The 18,109-nt window shown below is 63.2% G+C and carries 20 protein-coding genes; 7 read left to right on the forward strand and 13 right to left on the reverse strand.

What is annotated here, in order from left to right; genetic code table 11:
* Window positions 1–76: 76 nt before the first annotated feature.
* From corA to CK230_RS11605, 4 genes are all read right to left on the reverse strand, one after another.
* Window positions 77–1,051, reverse strand: a complete 975-nt coding sequence (gene corA / locus CK230_RS11590) for a magnesium/cobalt transporter CorA (RefSeq protein WP_095817288.1) — start codon at window positions 1,049–1,051, stop codon at window positions 77–79.
* A gap of 19 nt (window positions 1,052–1,070) precedes the next feature.
* Complete coding sequence (gene ychF / locus CK230_RS11595) at window positions 1,071–2,174, reverse strand: redox-regulated ATPase YchF (protein WP_095817289.1); 1,104 nt, start codon at window positions 2,172–2,174, stop codon at window positions 1,071–1,073.
* Between the two features lie 92 nt (window positions 2,175–2,266).
* The gene (gene pth, locus CK230_RS11600) at window positions 2,267–2,989 is read right to left on the reverse strand and encodes an aminoacyl-tRNA hydrolase (protein ID WP_095817290.1); all 723 of its coding nucleotides are present in this window, start codon (window positions 2,987–2,989) and stop codon (window positions 2,267–2,269) included.
* 24 nt (window positions 2,990–3,013) lie between these two features.
* The gene (locus tag CK230_RS11605; protein WP_095817291.1) at window positions 3,014–3,658 is read right to left on the reverse strand and encodes a 50S ribosomal protein L25/general stress protein Ctc; all 645 of its coding nucleotides are present in this window, start codon (window positions 3,656–3,658) and stop codon (window positions 3,014–3,016) included.
* A 352-nt stretch (window positions 3,659–4,010) separates the two neighbouring features.
* On the opposite strand from CK230_RS11605, the gene CK230_RS11610 reads away from it, so the two are divergent.
* Window positions 4,011–4,655, forward strand: a complete 645-nt coding sequence (locus CK230_RS11610; RefSeq protein ID WP_095817292.1) for a glutathione S-transferase family protein — start codon at window positions 4,011–4,013, stop codon at window positions 4,653–4,655.
* Between the two features lie 57 nt (window positions 4,656–4,712).
* Here CK230_RS11610 and CK230_RS11615 read toward each other — a convergent pair whose 3' ends face one another.
* On the reverse strand, window positions 4,713–5,156 hold the full coding sequence (locus tag CK230_RS11615; RefSeq protein WP_095817502.1) for a MarR family transcriptional regulator: 444 nt from the start codon (window positions 5,154–5,156) through the stop codon (window positions 4,713–4,715).
* Between the two features lie 148 nt (window positions 5,157–5,304).
* Between CK230_RS11615 and CK230_RS11620 the strand changes: the two genes are divergently transcribed.
* Together CK230_RS11620 and CK230_RS11625 are read left to right on the forward strand one after the other, a co-directional pair.
* Window positions 5,305–6,162 carry an alpha/beta hydrolase gene (locus CK230_RS11620; RefSeq protein ID WP_095817503.1) on the forward strand — a complete coding sequence of 286 codons (858 nt, stop codon included), beginning with the start codon at window positions 5,305–5,307 and terminating at the stop codon, window positions 6,160–6,162.
* A gap of 340 nt (window positions 6,163–6,502) precedes the next feature.
* Window positions 6,503–7,804 carry a glycosyltransferase gene (locus CK230_RS11625; RefSeq protein WP_176480074.1) on the forward strand — a complete coding sequence of 434 codons (1,302 nt, stop codon included), beginning with the start codon at window positions 6,503–6,505 and terminating at the stop codon, window positions 7,802–7,804.
* Between the two features lie 85 nt (window positions 7,805–7,889).
* On the opposite strand, the gene CK230_RS11630 is transcribed toward CK230_RS11625, so the two are convergent.
* Window positions 7,890–9,119, reverse strand: a complete 1,230-nt coding sequence (locus CK230_RS11630; RefSeq protein ID WP_176480075.1) for an MFS transporter — start codon at window positions 9,117–9,119, stop codon at window positions 7,890–7,892.
* Between the two features lie 133 nt (window positions 9,120–9,252).
* On the opposite strand from CK230_RS11630, the gene CK230_RS11635 reads away from it, so the two are divergent.
* Both CK230_RS11635 and CK230_RS11640 read left to right on the forward strand, forming a co-directional pair.
* Complete coding sequence (locus CK230_RS11635) at window positions 9,253–10,122, forward strand: helix-turn-helix transcriptional regulator (protein WP_095817294.1); 870 nt, start codon at window positions 9,253–9,255, stop codon at window positions 10,120–10,122.
* Window positions 10,123–10,239: 117 nt separating this feature from the next.
* Window positions 10,240–10,806 carry a dihydrofolate reductase family protein gene (locus CK230_RS11640; protein ID WP_095817295.1) on the forward strand — a complete coding sequence of 189 codons (567 nt, stop codon included), beginning with the start codon at window positions 10,240–10,242 and terminating at the stop codon, window positions 10,804–10,806.
* Here the strand turns inward: CK230_RS11640 and CK230_RS11645 are convergent.
* From CK230_RS11645 to CK230_RS11675, 7 genes are all read right to left on the reverse strand, one after another.
* The gene (locus tag CK230_RS11645; RefSeq protein ID WP_095817296.1) at window positions 10,803–11,738 is read right to left on the reverse strand and encodes a ribose-phosphate pyrophosphokinase; all 936 of its coding nucleotides are present in this window, start codon (window positions 11,736–11,738) and stop codon (window positions 10,803–10,805) included. The two genes, CK230_RS11640 and CK230_RS11645, sit on opposite strands and share 4 nt — an antisense overlap.
* 189 nt (window positions 11,739–11,927) lie before the next feature.
* Entirely contained in the window at window positions 11,928–12,545 is a 618-nt protein-coding gene (locus CK230_RS11650) for a hypothetical protein (protein WP_095817297.1), read from the reverse strand.
* A 55-nt stretch (window positions 12,546–12,600) separates the two neighbouring features.
* Complete coding sequence (locus CK230_RS11655; RefSeq protein ID WP_095817298.1) at window positions 12,601–13,752, reverse strand: Xaa-Pro peptidase family protein; 1,152 nt, start codon at window positions 13,750–13,752, stop codon at window positions 12,601–12,603.
* Window positions 13,752–14,540: a peptidoglycan editing factor PgeF gene (pgeF, locus tag CK230_RS11660; RefSeq protein WP_095817299.1), complete on the reverse strand. Its 789-nt coding sequence runs from the start codon at window positions 14,538–14,540 to the stop codon at window positions 13,752–13,754. The genes CK230_RS11655 and pgeF overlap by 1 nt, the downstream gene beginning before the upstream one ends.
* Window positions 14,541–14,629: 89 nt before the next feature.
* Window positions 14,630–15,697, reverse strand: coding sequence for a class I SAM-dependent methyltransferase (locus CK230_RS11665; protein ID WP_095817505.1), 1,068 nt, complete (start codon window positions 15,695–15,697; stop codon window positions 14,630–14,632).
* Window positions 15,694–16,548, reverse strand: coding sequence for a prolipoprotein diacylglyceryl transferase (lgt, locus tag CK230_RS11670; RefSeq protein WP_095817300.1), 855 nt, complete (start codon window positions 16,546–16,548; stop codon window positions 15,694–15,696). The genes CK230_RS11665 and lgt overlap by 4 nt, the downstream gene beginning before the upstream one ends.
* A 105-nt stretch (window positions 16,549–16,653) precedes the next feature.
* On the reverse strand, window positions 16,654–16,836 hold the full coding sequence (locus tag CK230_RS11675; RefSeq protein ID WP_095817301.1) for a hypothetical protein: 183 nt from the start codon (window positions 16,834–16,836) through the stop codon (window positions 16,654–16,656).
* A 151-nt stretch (window positions 16,837–16,987) separates the two neighbouring features.
* Here CK230_RS11675 and CK230_RS11680 point away from each other — a divergent pair, with 151 nt between their 5' ends.
* Both CK230_RS11680 and CK230_RS11685 read left to right on the forward strand, forming a co-directional pair.
* Window positions 16,988–17,290, forward strand: coding sequence for an accessory factor UbiK family protein (locus tag CK230_RS11680; RefSeq protein WP_040990372.1), 303 nt, complete (start codon window positions 16,988–16,990; stop codon window positions 17,288–17,290).
* 317 nt (window positions 17,291–17,607) lie between these two features.
* On the forward strand, window positions 17,608–18,108 hold the full coding sequence (locus tag CK230_RS11685) for a YbjN domain-containing protein (RefSeq protein WP_040989643.1): 501 nt from the start codon (window positions 17,608–17,610) through the stop codon (window positions 18,106–18,108).
* Window position 18,109: the final 1 nt, after the last annotated feature.

Consider the following 18,109-nt stretch of genomic DNA (forward strand, 5'->3'; position numbering starts at 1 on the left):
GGGCATTCCCGGATGAAGGTCCAAGGCAATTTGGTCAAGTGATTTCTGGTAAGCCAATGGTCGCCGGCCGACGCTGTCAAAGCCAGCCGCGGCGGCGGAAATACCAGAAGGGCAGGATGGCCGAGACCACCATCAGGCCGATGGCGAAGGGGTAGCCGAACTCCCATTTGAGCTCGGGGATGATGTCGAAATTCATGCCGTAGATCGAGGCGACCAGCGTCGGCGGCAGGAAGATGACGGCGGCGACCGAGAAGATCTTGATGATGGCGTTCTGTTCGATCGAGATCATGCCGAGCGTGGCGTCGAGCAGGAAGGAGATCTTCTGCGACAGGAAGGTGGCATGGTCGGCGAGGGAGAGCACGTCGCGCGACAGGGTCTTGATACGGGCGCGCACATCCTTGCTCATCTTGGTCTGGCCCGCGACGTGGGCGAGGAAGCCGGCGAGGCGCTGCAACGAGATCAGGCTGTCGCGAACGGAAGAAGCGAGGTCCTCCTTGCGGCCGATGCCTTTCAGCAATTCCTGGAAATCGCGGTTGCGTTTGGAGGCCTTGGTCGAGCGCGCCTCGAAGATATCGCGCGAGATCGCTTCGACGTCGCGGCCAGCCCGCTCGAGGATGTCGGCCAGGCGGTCGACGATCGCTTCCAGCAAGCCGATCAGGATGGTGTCGCCGCTGGTGCAGCCGGTCGCCACCTTCTCGGCGCGCAGCGGGAAGGTCTTGAAGGCCTTCGGTTCGTGGTAGCGGATGGTGATCAGCCGGTTGCCGGCAAGCGCGAAGGTCACCGGCGACATGAGGGGATCGTCGGCCTCGGTCTGCGCCGGCAGCACGGCGGTCATGAAGTAGCCGCCGTCCTCGATGTAGAGGCGGCTCGAAATCTCGATCTCCTCCATCTCCTCGCGGGTCGGGATTGCTATGCCCAACCAGCTCTCGATGCGCGCCTCTTCCTCCTTGGTCGGGTTGAAGAGGTCGGCCCAGACGACCCTGTCGCCATCGGCCGCAAGATCCTCGGTGAGGCGCAGGCGGTCATTGTCCACGACGAAGGTTTTTATCATCGCCGGGTCTCCCTGGAGATCAGGTGTTGAACTTGAACAGCATGATGTCGCCGTCCTGGACGACATATTCCTTGCCTTCGTCGCGCGCCTTGCCGGCTTCCTTGGCGGCCACTTCACCGCCCAGCGTGACGAAGTCGTTGTAGGAGATGGTCTGGGCGCGGATGAAGCCGCGCTCGAAGTCGGTGTGGATGACGCCGGCGGCTTGCGGGGCCTTATCGCCCTTGTGGATGGTCCAGGCGCGCGTTTCCTTCGGCCCGACGGTGAAATAGGTGATGAGGTGCAACAGCTCGTAGCCGGCGCGGATCACCTTGTTGAGGCCCGGCTCGTCGAGGCCGATCGAGGCAAGGAACTCCATTTCCTCCTCGTCGGAAAGCTGGGCGACTTCCGCCTCGATCGCCGCCGAAATCACCACCGTGCCGGCGCCCTGCGCGGCCGCCATCTTCTCCACCGCCCTGGTGTGTTCGTTGCCGGTGGCGGCGTCCGCCTCGGCGACGTTGCAGACATAGAGAACGGGATGCGAGGTGAGCAGGTTCAGCCCCTGCAGGATGCGCAGATCCTCCGGCGCGATGCCGTTGAGCAGGAAGCGCGTCGGCTTGCCGGCCTGCAGCAATTCGAGCGACGCCTCCATCATCGGCAGGACAGCCATGGCTTCCTTGTCCTTGCCTGCGGCGCGCTTGCGGATCTGGGCGATGCGGCGCTCGAGGCTTTCGAGGTCGGCAAGCATCAGCTCGGTCTCGACCGTCTCGGCGTCGGCGACCGGATCGATGCGGCCTTCGACATGGGTGATGTCGTCATCCTCGAAGCAGCGCAGCACGTGCACGATGGCGTCGACCTCGCGGATGTTGGCGAGGAACTGGTTGCCCAGCCCTTCGCCCTTGGAGGCGCCGCGCACCAGGCCGGCGATATCGACAAAGGAGATGCGGGTCGGGATGATCTCCTTCGACTTGCCGATCGCCGCGATCTTCTGCAGGCGCGGATCCGGCACCGCCACCTCGCCGGTGTTTGGCTCGATGGTGCAGAAGGGATAGTTGGCGGCCTGCGCGGCCGCCGTCCTGGTCAACGCGTTGAACAGCGTCGACTTGCCGACGTTGGGCAAGCCAACGATGCCACATTTGAAACCCATGTTCGTCCAGTCCTGTCGGAATTCGATTTTGGTGAGGGCTATGGGCGAAACGGCGGACGATCGTCAAGCCCCGAGCATCGTTCCTTCGACGCTCACTCCTTGCCGAACAGCTTCTTCAGCATGGCGGCCATCGGGCCGCTCTCGGGAATTTTTGCCGCCGGCTGCTGCGGGCGCGCCTGGCGGACGTGGCTTTGCTGCTTCGGCGGTTTGGGCGGCGGGCGGTCGTCATCGCCGGTCGGCACGAGTTTTTCACGCAAGGCGAGCGTGACGCGGTTCATGAACGAGTTGTCGTCGCCTTTGGCGAGCAGCGCGGCGTCGTCGGCGATCGCGTCCAGCAGGACATCCAGCCATTCGCGGTCCGCCTTGGCGAAATCGCCAAGCACATGGCCGTGCACCATCTCCTTGACGCCGGGATGGCCGACGCCGATGCGCACCCGGCGATAGGCGTTGCCGACATGCTGGTCGAGCGAGCGGATGCCGTTATGACCGCCGGAACCGCCGCCTACCTTGACCCGGAGCTTGCCGGCGGCGAGATCGATCTCGTCGTAGAAGACAGTGAGCGCGGACGGCTCGAGCTTGTAGAAGCGCAGCGCTTCGCCGACCGACTGTCCGGACAGGTTCATGAAGGTCTGCGGCTTGATCAGCAGGATCTTCTCGCCGCCGAGCGTGCCTTCTGAAATCAGGCCCTGGAATTTCCGCGACCAGGGCGAAAAGGAATGGCGGCGGGCAATCGCGTCCGCCGCCATGAAGCCGACATTGTGCCGGTTGTTTTCGTATTTCGCGCCCGGATTGCCGAGGCCTGCAAAGACAAGCATCGCCGCCTCCGGGTGCAGAAGTGATTATTTCTCTTCGGCCGCGGGGGCCGCAGGTTCGGCCGCAGCCACCTCGGTGGTGGCTTCTGCCTCCGGCTTCATCGCCGACGAGCCGGCAACGGTCGCGATGGTGAAGTCGCGATCGGAGATGACCGGCTTGACGCCGGTCGGCAGCTTGACCGCCGAGATGTGGATCGAGTCGCCGATGTCGGTGCCGGTGAGATCGACGGTGATGAATTCCGGGATCGCGTTGGCCGGGCAGTGGAACTCGACTTCGTGACGAACGATGTTGAGCACGCCGCCGCGCTTGATGCCGGGCGACTTGTCCTCATTGATGAAGTGGACAGGCACGTCGACGTTGACCTCGGTGTCCTTGCCGATGCGCAGGAAGTCGACATGGACAGGGAAATCCTTGACCGGGTCGAGCTGGAAATCCTTCGGCAGGACCTGGATCTTCTTGCCGTCGACATCGATCGTGGCGATCGTGGTCAGGAACCCGCCGCCGTGGATCTTGTAGAAGAGTTCCTTGTAGTTCAGCGCAATTGCCAGGGGAGGCTGCTTGTCGCCGTAAATAACTGCAGGCACTTTGCCGTTGCGACGAACTGCACGGGCGGACCCCTTACCGACCTGTTCGCGCGCTTCGGCCTTGAGCTCATAAGAATCGTGGCTCATGGCATTTCCTTTCGCGTGTTATGGAGCGCTTGCGGCAAGCACGAGGCCAACCGTAAACGTCGAAAGCCGTCGCGGCCTTGCACGATCTGTCCGATGCGTTTGGCGATCCAAATGCGTCTGGGAATCATGCGAGGCCTGGCCGGCCTTCCTCCGCGTTGCCTCCAAGGGTGTCTACGCGGGTGGCGGCTCTATAGCGGAAGGCGGACGACGGCGCAAGCGGTTGGACTGGAAGGCTTGCAGGGGTGTTTTCCAGCGCTGACAAGCATAAACCGGAAATCCCATTTGCGACAAATGTAGGATCGGGTGGTCCTCAGTCGTCCTGCGGGGTGTAACCAGACCCGATGGGACCACTATGAAACTTCTGTTCAGCCGCAATCCAAATCCTCGCCTCGCTGTCGCCACGGCGCGCTATCTCAAGGCAGAGATCGCGTTCGAATACGCATCGCCCACGGCGCCGGGGCAGGCCGAACACTACCGGGCGCTCAACCCCAATCTGACCTTGCCGATCCTGGTCGGTCCGGGCTGGAGCCTTTGGGAGGCCGACGCCATCGCCTGCCGGCTGTCCCGCGACGTTCGCTCCGATTTCTGGCGTAGCGGGAACGACGAGCCGGACATGATCCGCTGGCTAAGCTGGGGCAAGGAACGGTTCGCCTTCGCCTGCGACATGGTGCATTTCGAGCGCGGGACCAAGCAGCGCTATGGGATCGGTCCCATCGATCAGGCGCTGGTGGAGGAGGGGTTGAGGCAATTCCATAGCGCCGCGGCGGTCCTCGAGCCTGAGCTTTCCGGACGGGAGTGGCTGGTCGGCGCTTCCATCTCCTATGCCGATTTCCGCATGGCGACGTTCCTGCCCTTCAACGACGCCGCCAGATTGCCGCTCGACGACTATCCGGCGATACGCCGCTGGTACGGCCGGCTGGAGGCGATCGACGCCTGGCGCAACCCGTTCCACGGGCTCGAGGCGCCGCCGCTGCCGCCGGTTAAGGCAGAGGCGTAACCCGCATGGCTTTGTGCAATTCCGGACGGAGAAGGCTACGTTTTTACCGGAATTGCCCTAGGCGGCGTCGACCGCCTGGCCGCCGTTCAGCGCATCGCGCAATTTCTGGATTTGCCGGTTTAGGGCATCGAGCTCGGCCAACGTCATGCCCGAGCGCTCGACCAGGGTCTCGTTCAGGCAATTGCACCGGACCAACAGCGCGCGCCCGGCCGCGGTCAGGTCGACCTGCACCTGACGCTCGTCGGTTCGGCTGCGCTGGCGGGTGACCAGCCCGGCCTGTTCCATCCGCTTCACGAGCGGCGTGACGGTGCTCGATTCCAGGGTGAGCCGATGCGCGATGCTGCCCACCGACATGCCGTCCGCCTCGCCCAGCGCGTTGAGCACGAGATATTGCGGATAGGTGATGCCCATTTCGTCCAGCATCGGTTTGTAGGTACGATTGATTGTCATGCTGGTCGCGTAAAGCGTGAAACAGAGCTGATTGTCCAACGGAAGAGGCACGGCACGATCCTTTTGCCGACTGAGCACCGATTATGTACCACGGAAAATGTTATCGTGGAACATATTTCTATAGACAAGCCAGCTCGATGGCGGTACGCATATCGTTATCGTGATATTATTTATTGCGAAAATTACAAAGGAGATGGAGATGACTGAAGCTTCGCAGACCAAGATCGGCAGCGGCACGATCACCACGAAGGACGGAACGCAGATCTTCTACAAGGACTGGGGGACCGGTCAGCCGATCGTCTTCCACCATGGCTGGCCGCTGAGCAGCGACGACTGGGATGCCCAGATGCTGTTCTTCCTGTCGAAGGGCTACCGCGTGATCGCGCATGACCGCCGCGGTCACGGCCGTTCGACCCAGACTGACACCGGCAATGAGATGGACACCTATGCCGCCGATGTAGCGGCGCTCGTGGCGCATCTCGATCTTAAGAACGCGATCCATGTCGGCCATTCGACCGGCGGCGGCGAGGTGGCGCGCTACGTCGCCCAATATGGCGGCGGTGGTCGTGTCGCCAAGGCCGTGCTGATTGGCGCGGTGCCGCCGATCATGCTGAAGAGCGACGCCAATCCAGGCGGCCTGCCGATCGAGGTGTTCGATGGCTTCCGTTCCGCCCAGGCAGCCAACCGCGCCCAGTTCTTCCGCGATGTGCCGGCCGGGCCGTTCTACGGCTTCAACCGTCCGGGCGCGGTGGTCTCGCAAGGCGTTGTCGACAATTGGTGGCGCCAGGGCATGATGGGCGGCACCAAGGCGCATTACGATTGCATCAAGGCCTTCTCGGAAACCGACTTCACCGAGGACCTGAAGAAGATCGACGTGCCGGTGCTGGTCATGCATGGCGACGACGATCAGATCGTCCCGATCGCGGACTCCGCTCTGCTTTCGATCAAGCTGCTAAAGAAGGGCGAGCTCAAGGTCTACAAGGGCTTCCCGCACGGCATGGCGACGACCCATGCGGATGTCATCAACGCGGATTTGCTGGCCTTCTTCAAGGCCTGAGCTTGCCTGCCGAAACTGTGAAAGCACCCGCCCTCGGGCGGGTGCTGCAAGAGGATGGGCACGCAAGCGTGCCCGGTCCAGGGTCTGCCTCCCCGGCCGACTCCATCCAGGAGACGCGTGAATTTTGCACCCACTCTCGGCCGCTTATCCGCGGGGTGTTGGCGCCCAATGTTGCCACCTTTGAAATCGCAAGGATCCGTCTTAGGGGTACCTGGCATCCATCCACCAACATCATGTCCAGACTCGGCGTCGAATGGTAGCCTCCCACTTGAATGGGGACCGAGAAAATGAATGCGATGTCGACACTTCATGCCAGCAGTTGCGGCATCGCGCCGATCCGATGAGGTATGTTTCGCTTGGAACGTTTCCGATCTGGCGCCCCGTCCATGGCGGCCAGCTCAGGGCCAATGCCATCCACAGAGTGCTACGCGAGCTAGGTTGGGAAACATGTCACATCGTCGTCACGCCCAATGGCGGCGCCAGGCAGGAAATGGAGGCCGGCGATCTTTTCATCGAGATGCCGCGCCGGTTTCGCAGGAAGATGGCCAGGCGCGGATGGCGTTCCGATGTCGCCACTGCCGAATTCATAAAGGGCAGCAGATCGCATCGCCGCGAAATCGCAGGATTTCTCGATGAGTTCAGGCCGGATGTCATCGCCTTGGAGCAGTGTTGGCTTTGGCCGGCCTTGCGTGAGTATGTCGAGACGTGCTCGTCCAAGACACGCTTTTCCGTCGTTTACAGCTCGCAAAACGTCGAACAGGAATTGCTGGCGCAAGAAGCCACGATACCGGGCGCGCAAACGGACCTCTGGAGCGCTCAACGCGCCTCGGAAATCGAGTCAGATCTCGCGGCGAAGGCGGATCTGGTCGTGGCTGTCAGCGAGGAGGATGCTGCCTATTTTCGCAAACTCAATCCAAGCGTAGCGGTGGCGGCCAATGGCATCTGGCCGATGGCGGCTCCGGTCGGCCTCGACCGTTGGGCGCAGCGATTTGCCGGCTTGCGCACGGCCCTTTTCGTGGCGTCGGGCCACCCTCCCAATGCCAACGGATTTCTCGAGATGACGGCGCCGGATCTCGGCTTCCTGTCACCTGCCGAACGTATCGTGGTGGTCGGCGGCGTTGCCGGCCAGATCGAGCGCGATCCAAGGTTCCAGCGGGACGCCGGCGTCAACAATGCCCGCATAGAGTTGCTCGGCGTGCAGGACGCCGGAACGCTCAGCGCGCTAATCGCGCTTGCCGATGTCGTGATCCTGCCGATCCTCGAAGGCGGCGGCACCAACATCAAGACCGCCGAAGCGCTGTACAATCGCAAGCAGATCGTGGCGACGCCCTTCGCGTTTCGCGGCTACGAGCATTTCAGGCGTTGGCCGAGTGTCCGGCTGGCCGACAACGCGGCAGATTTCCGACGATTGCTTGTGGAGGCGCTGCGGAGTGAACGTCGCGATCCGGGATCAGCGGATGCCGCGCAATTGCACGGGCTGGTTTGGACGGCGACGCTGCAAGACCTTCCGCGGCAGCTCGCGGCCTTGCCGAGGCGGGGGCGCGACGCGTCGGCGAATTTGCCCGCGCTGCGCTCGGCCGATGGAGGCGAAGGCTTTCTCCGTGCGCTTTCACGGCGTCTTGGCTTGCGGAGGAAGGGCTGATCCACGCCCACAACGGCAAGCAAAACACCCGCCATGAGGCGGGTGTTTGCTTACGGTTCTTCCACTTTCTTGCCGTAGCCGGCAGTCAGGCTTTCCTTGCTTCCTTCATATTGGGCAGGAACACCGTCAGCAGGCCGAGGAAGGGCAAGTACGAGCAGACCTGGAAGACAAAATCGATGCCCTTGATGTCGGCGATGACGCCGAGCACGGCGGCGGCGATACCGCCCATGCCGAAGGCGAAGCCGAAGAAGATGCCGGCGATCGTGCCGACGCGGCCCGGCACCAGCTCCTGCGCGAACACCACGATGTTGGAGAAGGCCGACGACAGGATCAGGCCGATCATCACGGTGAGCACCATCGTCCATTCCAGATTAGCGTAGGGCAGCGCCAGCGTGAAAGGCAGCACGCCGACGATCGAGAACCAGATCATCGCCTTCTGTCCGTAACGGTCGCCGAACGGGCCGCCAAGCAAGATGCCCAGCGCCGATGCGCCGAGGAACAGGAAAAGCATGACCTGGCTCGTCTGCACCGAGACGCCGAACTTATGGATGGAGTAGAAGGTGTAGTAGCTGGAGAGCGAGGCGATATAGGCGTTCTTGGTCAGCACCAGCAGCGTCAGCACGGCGAGCGCGCCCATCACCTTTTTGCGCGGAAAGGGCGACACATGGGCGACCTGCTTGCGGGTGGCCTGCGCGGCGCGCATTCGGCTGTACCAGCCACCGACCTGCCACAGCACGAAAATGCCGGTCAGCGAGCCGATGGCGAACCAGGATATGCTGTCCTGGCCGAAGGGCACGACGATGAAGGCGGCAAGCAGCGGGCCCATGGCCTGGCCGAAATTGCCGCCGACTTGGAACAGCGACTGCGCCAGGCCGAAGCGGCCGCCCGAGGCGAAGCGGGCGATGCGCGATGATTCCGGATGGAAGATCGCCGAGCCGACGCCGATCAGCGAGGCGCCGACCAGAAGCAGCACGTACTGACCGGCGTAAGCCAGCACGATCAGGCCGACCAGCGACGAAGCCATGCCCCAAGGCAAGGAATAGGGCATAGGCCGCTTGTCGGTGATCATGCCGATCACCGGCTGCAGCAGCGAGGCCGTGACCTGGAAGGTGAAGGTCAGAAGGCCGATCTGCCAGAAATCGAGACCGTAGTTGGTTTTGAGGAGTGGGTAGATCGCCGGCAGCAGTGACTGCATGATGTCGTTGATGCCGTGGCAGAAGCTCACCGAAAGGATGACGGCAAAGACCGTCGCTTGCGCCGAGGTGCTGCTGGCCGTCGCCGGCGCGGCGACGGAGTTGGCGGTCGTATCAGTCAAGGCAAATGCTCCGTAGTCTTTTTGGCGGAGAACCGCAGGCAGTCTCATGGGATAGGACGCTGCCTTATAATCGGCTTGAATGGCGACTTCTTTCGTGGTTTGGTCCAATAGTTTCGCAAGTGGGCCACATCCAATGCCGCATGGCCGGGAAATCTTCAGGGGCGACGCCGCCGAACTGGGCCGGCTGCATGAAAGCCGCTGGCAGTGGCTGGAGGAGGCGGTTGGACCGGCGGTGGCGCTGCCGACCGAATATCCGGACGGCTATCACGTGCCGCAACACCGCCACAGCCGCAGCCAGCTACTGCACGCGCTGGTCGGTGTGGTTCTGGTGACGACGAAGCACGGCCGCTGGATGGTACCGCCCGATCACGCGATGTGGATACCGGCCGGCACCGAGCATTCGGTCGAGATGCTGGGCGATGTCTCGATGCGCTCGGTCTATGTGATGCCGAACGCCATTGCCGGGCTGCCGGAGGGATTGCGCGTCGTCGGCATCACCGAGCTGATGCACAGCCTGATCGTTGAATCGGAGAAATTGCCGCAGGGCGGCGAGCTTGAAGGGCGCGCCGCGCTCGTCATGGGACTGCTGCTGCACGAGATCCCGAACCTGCCGGAACGGCCGCTCGGCCTGCCTTTCCCATCCGATCCGAAGCTTGCGGCGCTCTGCCGGCGGTTCGTGGCAGCCCCGTCGCCGCATGCGACGATCGACGAATGGGCGGATGCCGCGGGGATGAGCCGACGCTCCTTCACCCGCGCCTTCCATCGCCAGACCGGGCTGTCGCTGTCGACCTGGCGCCAGCAGGCCTGCCTGTTCGCCGCTCTGCCCAGGCTTGCCGATGGCGAGCCGATCACCAGGGTGGCGCTCGATCTCGGCTATGACAGCGTGCCGGCATTCACCACCATGTTCAAGCGCATGCTCGGCGCTTCGCCGCGCGGCTATATGCGCGGCGCGCGCGATGCCGGTGAAAACCCGCGCCGCGCAGGCGGTCCGCTCGCCGCTTGAAACCGCGCCGCGGCATCGGGCCGATGCGTTGCCTCTTTGGACACCATCCGGACTTCTGATTGCAAAATGCAATCAGCTATGATCCCCTTGCGGGAGCGCGAAATCGGAGGAACCCCTATGGCGATGATCGTCTATGCCATGCTGACATCGCTGGATGGCTATATTGCCGGGCCGAGCGGAAACATCGATCTGCCGGTTCCCGAAGAAGAATTGCACCGGCATTTCAACGAGGAGATGCGGCGGACTTCGATCGTGCTCTGTGGGCGCAGGATGTATGAGACCATGCGCTTCTGGGACAGCCCCGAATGCGAGATTGGCGCTGAAGACGTCGAGCGGGATTTTGCGCGCGCCTGGCGTGAAACGCCGAAGATCGTGTTTTCGACCACGCTCCGAGAAGTCGGGCCGAATGCCCGCTTGGTGAAAGGTGATGTCGAAGCTGTGGCCAAGTCGCTCAAGGCGGAAACGGATGGCGAAATTTCCGTCTCCGGCGCCGAGCTTGCCGGACATCTGGCGCGGGCGGGGCTGATCGACGAATACCGGCTCTATGTGCATCCGGTCGTGCTGGGCGGCGGCAAGCCTTACTTCCAGTCCGGCCTGTCGCTGGCGCTGACGCCACTCGGCACGGAGCGCTTTACGCAAGGCGTTACGCTGCTGCGCTATACACCCGCGCGGACCGACAATTAGTCGAACAGGCTCGAGACGGATTCTTCCGTCGCCGTGCGCGAGATCGCTTCGCCCATCAGGTCGGCGATCGAGATGACGCGGATATTCGGCGCGTCGAGCACGGCCTGACTCGGCTGGATGGAATCGGTGATCACCAATTCCTGCAGCTTCGAGCCGGCGATGCGGGCGACAGCGCCGCCCGACAGCACGCCATGGGTGATGTAGGCGGTGACGCTGGTGGCGCCGTTGGCCAGCAGCGCGTCGGCCGCGTTGCACAGCGTGCCGCCGGAATCGACGATGTCGTCGATCAGCAGGCAGTCCTTGCCGGCGACCGCGCCGATGATGTTCATGACTTCCGATTCACCGGGGCGCTCGCGGCGCTTGTCGACGATGGCCAACTGCGCGTCGAAACGCTTGGCCAGCGCGCGCGCCCGCACCACGCCGCCGATGTCGGGCGACACGACGACCACATTGCCGAGCTGCTTGTACTTAGCCTTCACGTCGCGGGCCATCACCGGCACCGAGAACAGATTGTCGGTCGGGATGTCAAAAAAGCCCTGGATCTGGCCGGCATGGAGGTCGAGCGTCAGCACGCGGTCGGCGCCGGCGCGGGTGATCATGTTGGCGACCAGCTTGGCCGAGATCGGCGTGCGGCCGGAGGCGCGGCGATCCTGCCTTGCATAGCCGAAATAGGGGATGACCGCCGTGATGCGCCGCGCCGAGGAGCGCATGAAAGCGTCCATCATGATGAGCAATTCCATCAGATGGTCGTTGGTCGGATAAGAGGTCGACTGCAGGATGAAGACATCCTCACCGCGCACGTTTTCCTGGATCTCGACGAAGATTTCCTGGTCGGCGAAGCGCCTGACGCTGGCCTTCCCCAGCGGGACGTTGAGATAGCGAGCGACCGCTTCGGCCAGCACCCGGTTGGAATTGCCCGCGAAAAGCTTCATGCACCGTTCCTGGTGAAGGATGGAGAGGCCCAAGAGACTCTCAATGAGCCTTTTATGCGGGCTTTTAGCGGCCCGCGCCGGTATTGCAAGCCTCGTTGTGGGGAATCCTTCCGGCGACCGCAACAAACACGGAAAACATCGCAAGCCGGCAACAGTTTGGCCGGCAACAGTTCGGCCGGCATGGTCCGTTCAACCGGCGCCGCCGCTGCCGAGCCACGCGGCGAACTGGTCGATCGTCTGGTCGGCGATGGCCTGCATGGTCGCGGGCGCCACTGTGGGCCAGCCCTCGCCGCTGCCGACCGCGGGCGCTTTCTGCTGGCCATTGATGCGATGCAGGCGGTTCCCCGAGGGATCGTAAATGTCCCAGACATAGATAACGGTGGTGTCCTTGCCCTCGGACATCGTCGAGAAATAGCCTTTCAGCACATGCGTCGCCGTCTGGTCGGTGCTGCCGACAAGCGTCAGGCCACGCTGTTTGGCGCGGGTCTGCAGTTCCGCCGTCAACGGTGCCGCCGCGTCCACCGATGCGCCAACGATCGGCGCCACTTGCAGGCGCGTCTTCGCGAGAGCCGCGGTCTGGGCCGGGGTCCTGGGCGAGGCTGCGGTGGAAGGCGCGGGAGAAGGGGCAGGCGCGGTCGTGGTCGGGGTAGTCGCCGTCGTCGATGTGCCCTGCGGGGCGGTCGAGGACTGGGCCGAGCTCGCCGGCGGAGTGATGGCCGAAGGTTCCAGCACGTCCTTGGCGTTGGTGCAGGCGCCGAGCGCCAGCGCCGCAAGCAATGACACGGTCGTCACCCGCGATCGTCTCATTTGCTTGAAAACTCCCTGCTGGCGAATGCCCCCGCGTGAACCAACCATTATGGATTCACTGCACGATCAAGTCGAGATCATGGCGCGACAGCGGCTTCGGCGCTGATTCCGTGGTGAGGTAGGTGCGGCCGAGCGTCATCGCTGTCTCGGTCTCGGAGTCCATGATGATCATATGCGCGAACAGCGTCATATTGGGCGCGATCGGTTCCGGGTTGCCTTGGTAGAACATCGGCATGTCCATCCAGGACGGCGTGAAGCGGGCGCCGACCGAGTAGCCACAGGCGTTCAGCCGGTGTTTGGTCAAATTGTGCGCCTCGAGCGTACGGGCATGCGCGTCGAAGACGTCGCCGAAGGTGTTGCCCGGCGTCATCGCCTTTTCGACAGCGAGCAGCGCGGCTCGGGAAGCGTCGAACAGTTCCTGATGGCGCTTCGACACCTTGCCCGTCAAAATGGTGCGCATCATGGGGGCATGATAGTGGTGGAACACACCGGCCCATTCGAGCGTCAGCTGGTCGTTCTTGGTGAGCTTGCGGCGGCCGGCCTTGTAGCGGCAGAGCAGGGCATCGGCACCTGAGCCGATGATGTATTCGTTGGCGGGATAGTCGCCGCCGCCGGCAAAGACCTCGCCCTGCATGGCGGCGAGGATGAGCCCTTCGTCGCCGCCTTGCTTGATCAGCGGCAGCGCGGCGTCCAGCGCATCGTCGGAAAGATTGGCGGCCTTTTCCGCCTTGGCGATCTCGGCCGGGCTCTTGAACAGGCGCAGTCGGCCGACAATGCCGGAGGCATCGGCGATCTGGCCGAAGGTCTGCAACTGCTCGTCGAGGCGGCGGCCGTTATAGGCGGTCAGGCCATGGGTGTCGTATTCGACGCCGATGCGGGCCCCAAGAAGATCGAGGTCGTTGAGCAGGTTGCGCAGGTCGATCGCCGGGTTGGCGCCCTGACGATCGGTCCAAAGAACGATGTTTTCGATGGTCGAGGTTTGGCGCGCCTGCCTGAGATCAGCCGAACGGGTGAGGAGCACCATCGAGCCGTCGGCCTTTACGACCAGGCATTGGAAAAAGCAGAACCCGAACGTGTCGTAGCCGGTCAGCCAGTACATGCTCTCCTGCGCGAACAAGAGCACCGCGTCGAGCTTCTTTTCGGCCATTTCGATCAGCAGCCGGTCGCGCCGCGCGTCGAATTCCGAGCGTTCGAAATGCAGCGCCATTACTCATTCTCCAGTACGATTGCCGAAACCTGACGCCCGTAATCCGCTTCCTTGCGGTGGGTGGTGCGCCGGTAGGAATAAAAAAGATCTTCTTCCGCGTAGGTGCAGCGGCCAAGGCCTTCGGCGGTCACGCCGGCCTTGCGCAGCCGGTCGACCGTATATTGGTTGAGGTCGAACATCGAGTGCCCGGCTATCTTCGACGGCCTGAAATAGCGGGCATTGCCGGCGTCGGCCTCGACGAAGCGTGCGACGAATTCAGGCCCGACCTCGTAATTGTCGGGGCCGATCGAGGGGCCAAGCACGGCGACGATGCGGTCGCGGCGGGCGCCGAGGCCTTCCATCGCTAAGACGGTGTTTTCGAGCACGCCGGTGAGGGCGCCCTTCCAGCCGGCATGGGCGGCGCCGATGACGCGCGCCTCGGCATCGGCGAACAACACCGGCCCGCAATCGGCGGTCGATGCGCCGATGGCGATGCCCGGACGGTCGGTGACGATGGCGTCGGCTTTCGGGCGAGGACCGGCGAAGGGTTTCCTGGCGACAACGACATCCGGCGAGTGGATCTGGTGCGCGGTCAGCAGATGGTCCGCCGGCACGCCCATCCAGTCGGCGACGCGCCGCCGGTTCTCGGCGACCAATGTCTGGTCGTCGCTGGAGCCAGTGCCGATGTTGAGGCCGCGGTAGATGCCGTCCGAGACGCCGCCGATGCGGGTGAAATAGCCGTGGCGTATGCCTTGCGCCATTTCGAGCTGCGGCGAACGAACTGGATCGGGTCTGGTCTGATTCAGCATGGTTTGGGTTTGTCGTCCGCGCAAGGCGGGTTCGTCAAGGCGAAGTTCGGAGAACGAAGCGGACCAGCCGGCTAGGTCATTCGCCGATCTCACGCGACCTTGGCTGCCGGCAGGACCTTCATCACCTTGAACAGCTCGCCCATGGCGTCGGGGCCGGCCAGACGTTCGACGGCATCCGAGATGGCCTGCCGTGTTTCGGCATCGGCATCGGCGCCAAGTGTGCCGGCACGTTCGAGCAGGCCCATGCCGAGCAGGAATTCGCCCTGGGTCGACAATTGCACGTCGAGACCGTGGGCGCGCGCGATGTCGGCAAGAGCGGTGAAATCGACATGGGCGGTGAGGTCGGCTTCACCCGGATTGGCCAAAACGTCCTCGCGCTGGTGACGGCGTAGCGCCTGGAAAGTGTCGCCGATCCCCGGCTGCAGATGGCCGTAGTCGATGAACAGGCCGGCGCCGCCCTGGCCGGCGATGCGTTCAGCGATCTGCGCCATCAGCGCCGAACGGGCAGGCGCCACTTCGACGACGGCGCCTTGCGACGCATCGGCGGCGCCAGGGGGCAGCAGCGCCGGATCGACGGACCCCGCGCCGGCGAAGAAGTGCAGTTCGTCGGCGCCATCGAGGCCGACAACGCGCTCGCGCCAGCCCGCGCCGACATAGACGAACTGCCGGATGGGCACCGCGTCGAACAATTCGTTGCCGACGATGAAGAGCGGCCGTGGCGGCAGCGTGTCGATGGTTTGGTGCCAGGCAAGCGCCTCGCTCTGACCGGCGAGCGTCTGTTTCTGGATCTCAGCCAGGCGCGGGCTGGTCTCGATCATGGCAAAGGAGGCGCCGGCCAGCAGAGCCGGGTCTAGCTGGGACCAGGTGCGCAGCATGTCCTTCATCAGCGTGCCGCGCCCTGGTCCGATCTCGGCAAAGGTGGCAGGTCGGGGCCGGCCGGCGCCCTGCCAGGCCTGGTAGAGCCAGACGGCGACGAGCTCGCCGAACATCTGGCTGATCTCAGGGGCGGTGATGAAGTCGCCGGCGCTGCCGAAGGGCTCGCGCGTCGTGTAATAACCCTCCTCGGGATCGAACAGGCAGAGCGCCATATATTCGCTGACCGGGATCGGCCCCGCCGCGCCGATCAGGCCTATGATGCGTTCTTTCAGCCGGGTCATGCCGCTTGCGGCTGTGTCACCGGCTTTGCCGTGGCCATGGCCCAAATGCCGGCCAGCACCATCGGCGTGGACAGGATCATGCCCATGGTCAACCAGTTGGTATAGAGCAAATAACCGAGCTGCTGGTCCGGCTCGCGGAAGAATTCGACGAAGATGCGCGACAGGCCATAGCCGCAGATGAAGGCCCCGCCGACGAAACGCGGTGTCTTCAGCTTGAGCCGCGAATGGGTGAGGAAGCGCAGCACCAGGAACAGCACCAGGCCCTCGAGCAAGGCCTCGTAGAGCTGGCTTGGGTGGCGGGCAAACGGCCCGCCATTGGGGAATTCGATCGCCCATGGCACGTCCGAGGGCCGGCCCCAAAGCTCAGAATTGATGAAGTTGGCGACACGCACAAGGCCGAGCCCGACAGGCACGCCCGCAGACACCACGTCGAACAGTGTCCAGGTGGGAATGCGGCGCTTGAGCGAGAACAGCGTCATCGCGAGGATGACGCCAAGCAGGCCGCCATGGAACGACATGCCGCCCTGCCAGACGGCGAAAATATCGAGCGGATGCGCGATATAGCGCGGCAGGTCGTAGAAGAGCACATAGCCGGTGCGCCCACCGAGCACCACGCCGATCGCCGCCCAGACGATGAAGTCGTCGAGGTCCTCGGGCTTCATCGGAAGGTGGCCGTCCGGCCAGAGGCGGGTGTTGGTGACGAGCCGCTTGGCGTACCACCAGGCAAAGAGGATGCCGACAATGTAGCCGACGCCGTACCAATGCACCGCCAGCGGCCCGATGTTTACGATGACCGGATCGATGTTGGGGAAGGGCAGGGAGGCCAGCGGCAAAAGGAAATATTCGCTCAAAACGGGGATCCCCGGTGACGGTCACGAGTGCGCGCGGACCATGCGGCAGGGTTTTGGCGGGGTCAAGGCAGTGCGCCGGCGCGGCAAATCTGATTTCGGGAATAGCTAGTCGTGGCTATGTGCCCGTGCAAGCGCCTGGCTTTCGGCCAATTTTCTGTATTTGGCTTCTAAGCGGTCAAACACCTCTTCGGCAGGCATTATCCGCTTTGCTTCGACGTCGCTGATGCCCTTGGCGAGCGCTGAGTCTAGCGCGGCAATGCGCTTGTCCGAATCCGCATTGATGGACATCTCACGCTCCCGTTCGAAATATCCTCCCAGGCACAATAGCGCCAATGGCGGGCGCGGTCAGATCAAATCGTAACTAAGGTGAGCAGGCCGCAATACGCTTGCATTCCGCGCCGCGCGCCACTACGTCAAAACGATAAAGCGAGGATCTGCCATGGCGACCGGACCGAACCGCATTCTCGACGAATTCGCAAAGATCATGACCGACGCCGCGGGTGCCGCGCAGGGCGTTCGGCGCGAGGTGGAGACGGCGTTCCGGGCGCAGGCCGAGCGCATGCTGAATTCCATGGATGTGGTGCAGCGCGAAGAATTCGAGGCGGTGCGCGAGATGGCGGTCAAGGCGCGGGAAGACAATATCCAGCTGGCGACGCGCGTCGAGGCGCTCGAGGCCCGGCTCGCCGAACTGACCGGACAGGCCGCACCTGCGGGTGCGGCAAAGCCTCGCGCAAAAAAATAATTGTTAAACTTTTCCACATAGCGCGATCCGAAAAATCGCTTTGCCGTGAATCGCTTACCGGCATTGCATGAATCTTTGTGACAGCCACCTTTCCACATGCGGATGACGCAGTGCGAAAAATTGGGCTGTTCACGCGACTCCCGATCAATAGACTGAATTTGTTGCATGATTCGAAGCAGGGTCATGCGCCGGGCGGTGGGGTCCGGTCTGGGGTCTTTGCGTTTGAGAAGTTCCTGGCCGTCCGAGTTCTAGACAAGATTGTTCGTCGTGTGTGCCCCGCGGAGCGTGTGGCGCTCCCCTGAACACAGGAAGCATCCATGGAACTTCTCGAACTCGAATTCTCCCGCGAAATCCACCCGGTGGATGTCATCGAGCAGGTGGCCCACAACAACGACTGGTCCTTCGAGCGCGCCGGCGACGACGAGATTTCGATTTCGGTGGCCGGCAGTTGGACCGACTACCATGTCTCCTTTTCCTGGATGGAGGATTTCGAGGCGCTTCACCTGGCCTGCGCTTTCGACATCAAGGTGCCGGAGACGCGCGCGCTGGAAGTGATGCGGCTGTTGTCGCTGATCAACGAACAGATGTTGTTCGGGCATTTCGATCTGTGGGAGCAGGAAGGCGCGATCATGTTCAGGCAGTCGCTGCTGCTTGCCGGCGGGGTCGAGCCGTCGAGCCAGCAGGTCGAGGTGCTTCTGTCCTCGGCACTAGAGGCCTGCGAATGCTACTTCCAGGCCTTCCAGTTCGTCGTCTGGTCGGGTACATCGGCCAAGGACGCGCTATCCAGCGTGCTCTTCGAGACCCACGGAAACGCCTGAG

The sequence above is a fragment of the Mesorhizobium sp. WSM3859 genome, from assembly GCF_002295065.1.
Lineage (GTDB): Bacteria > Pseudomonadota > Alphaproteobacteria > Rhizobiales > Rhizobiaceae > Mesorhizobium.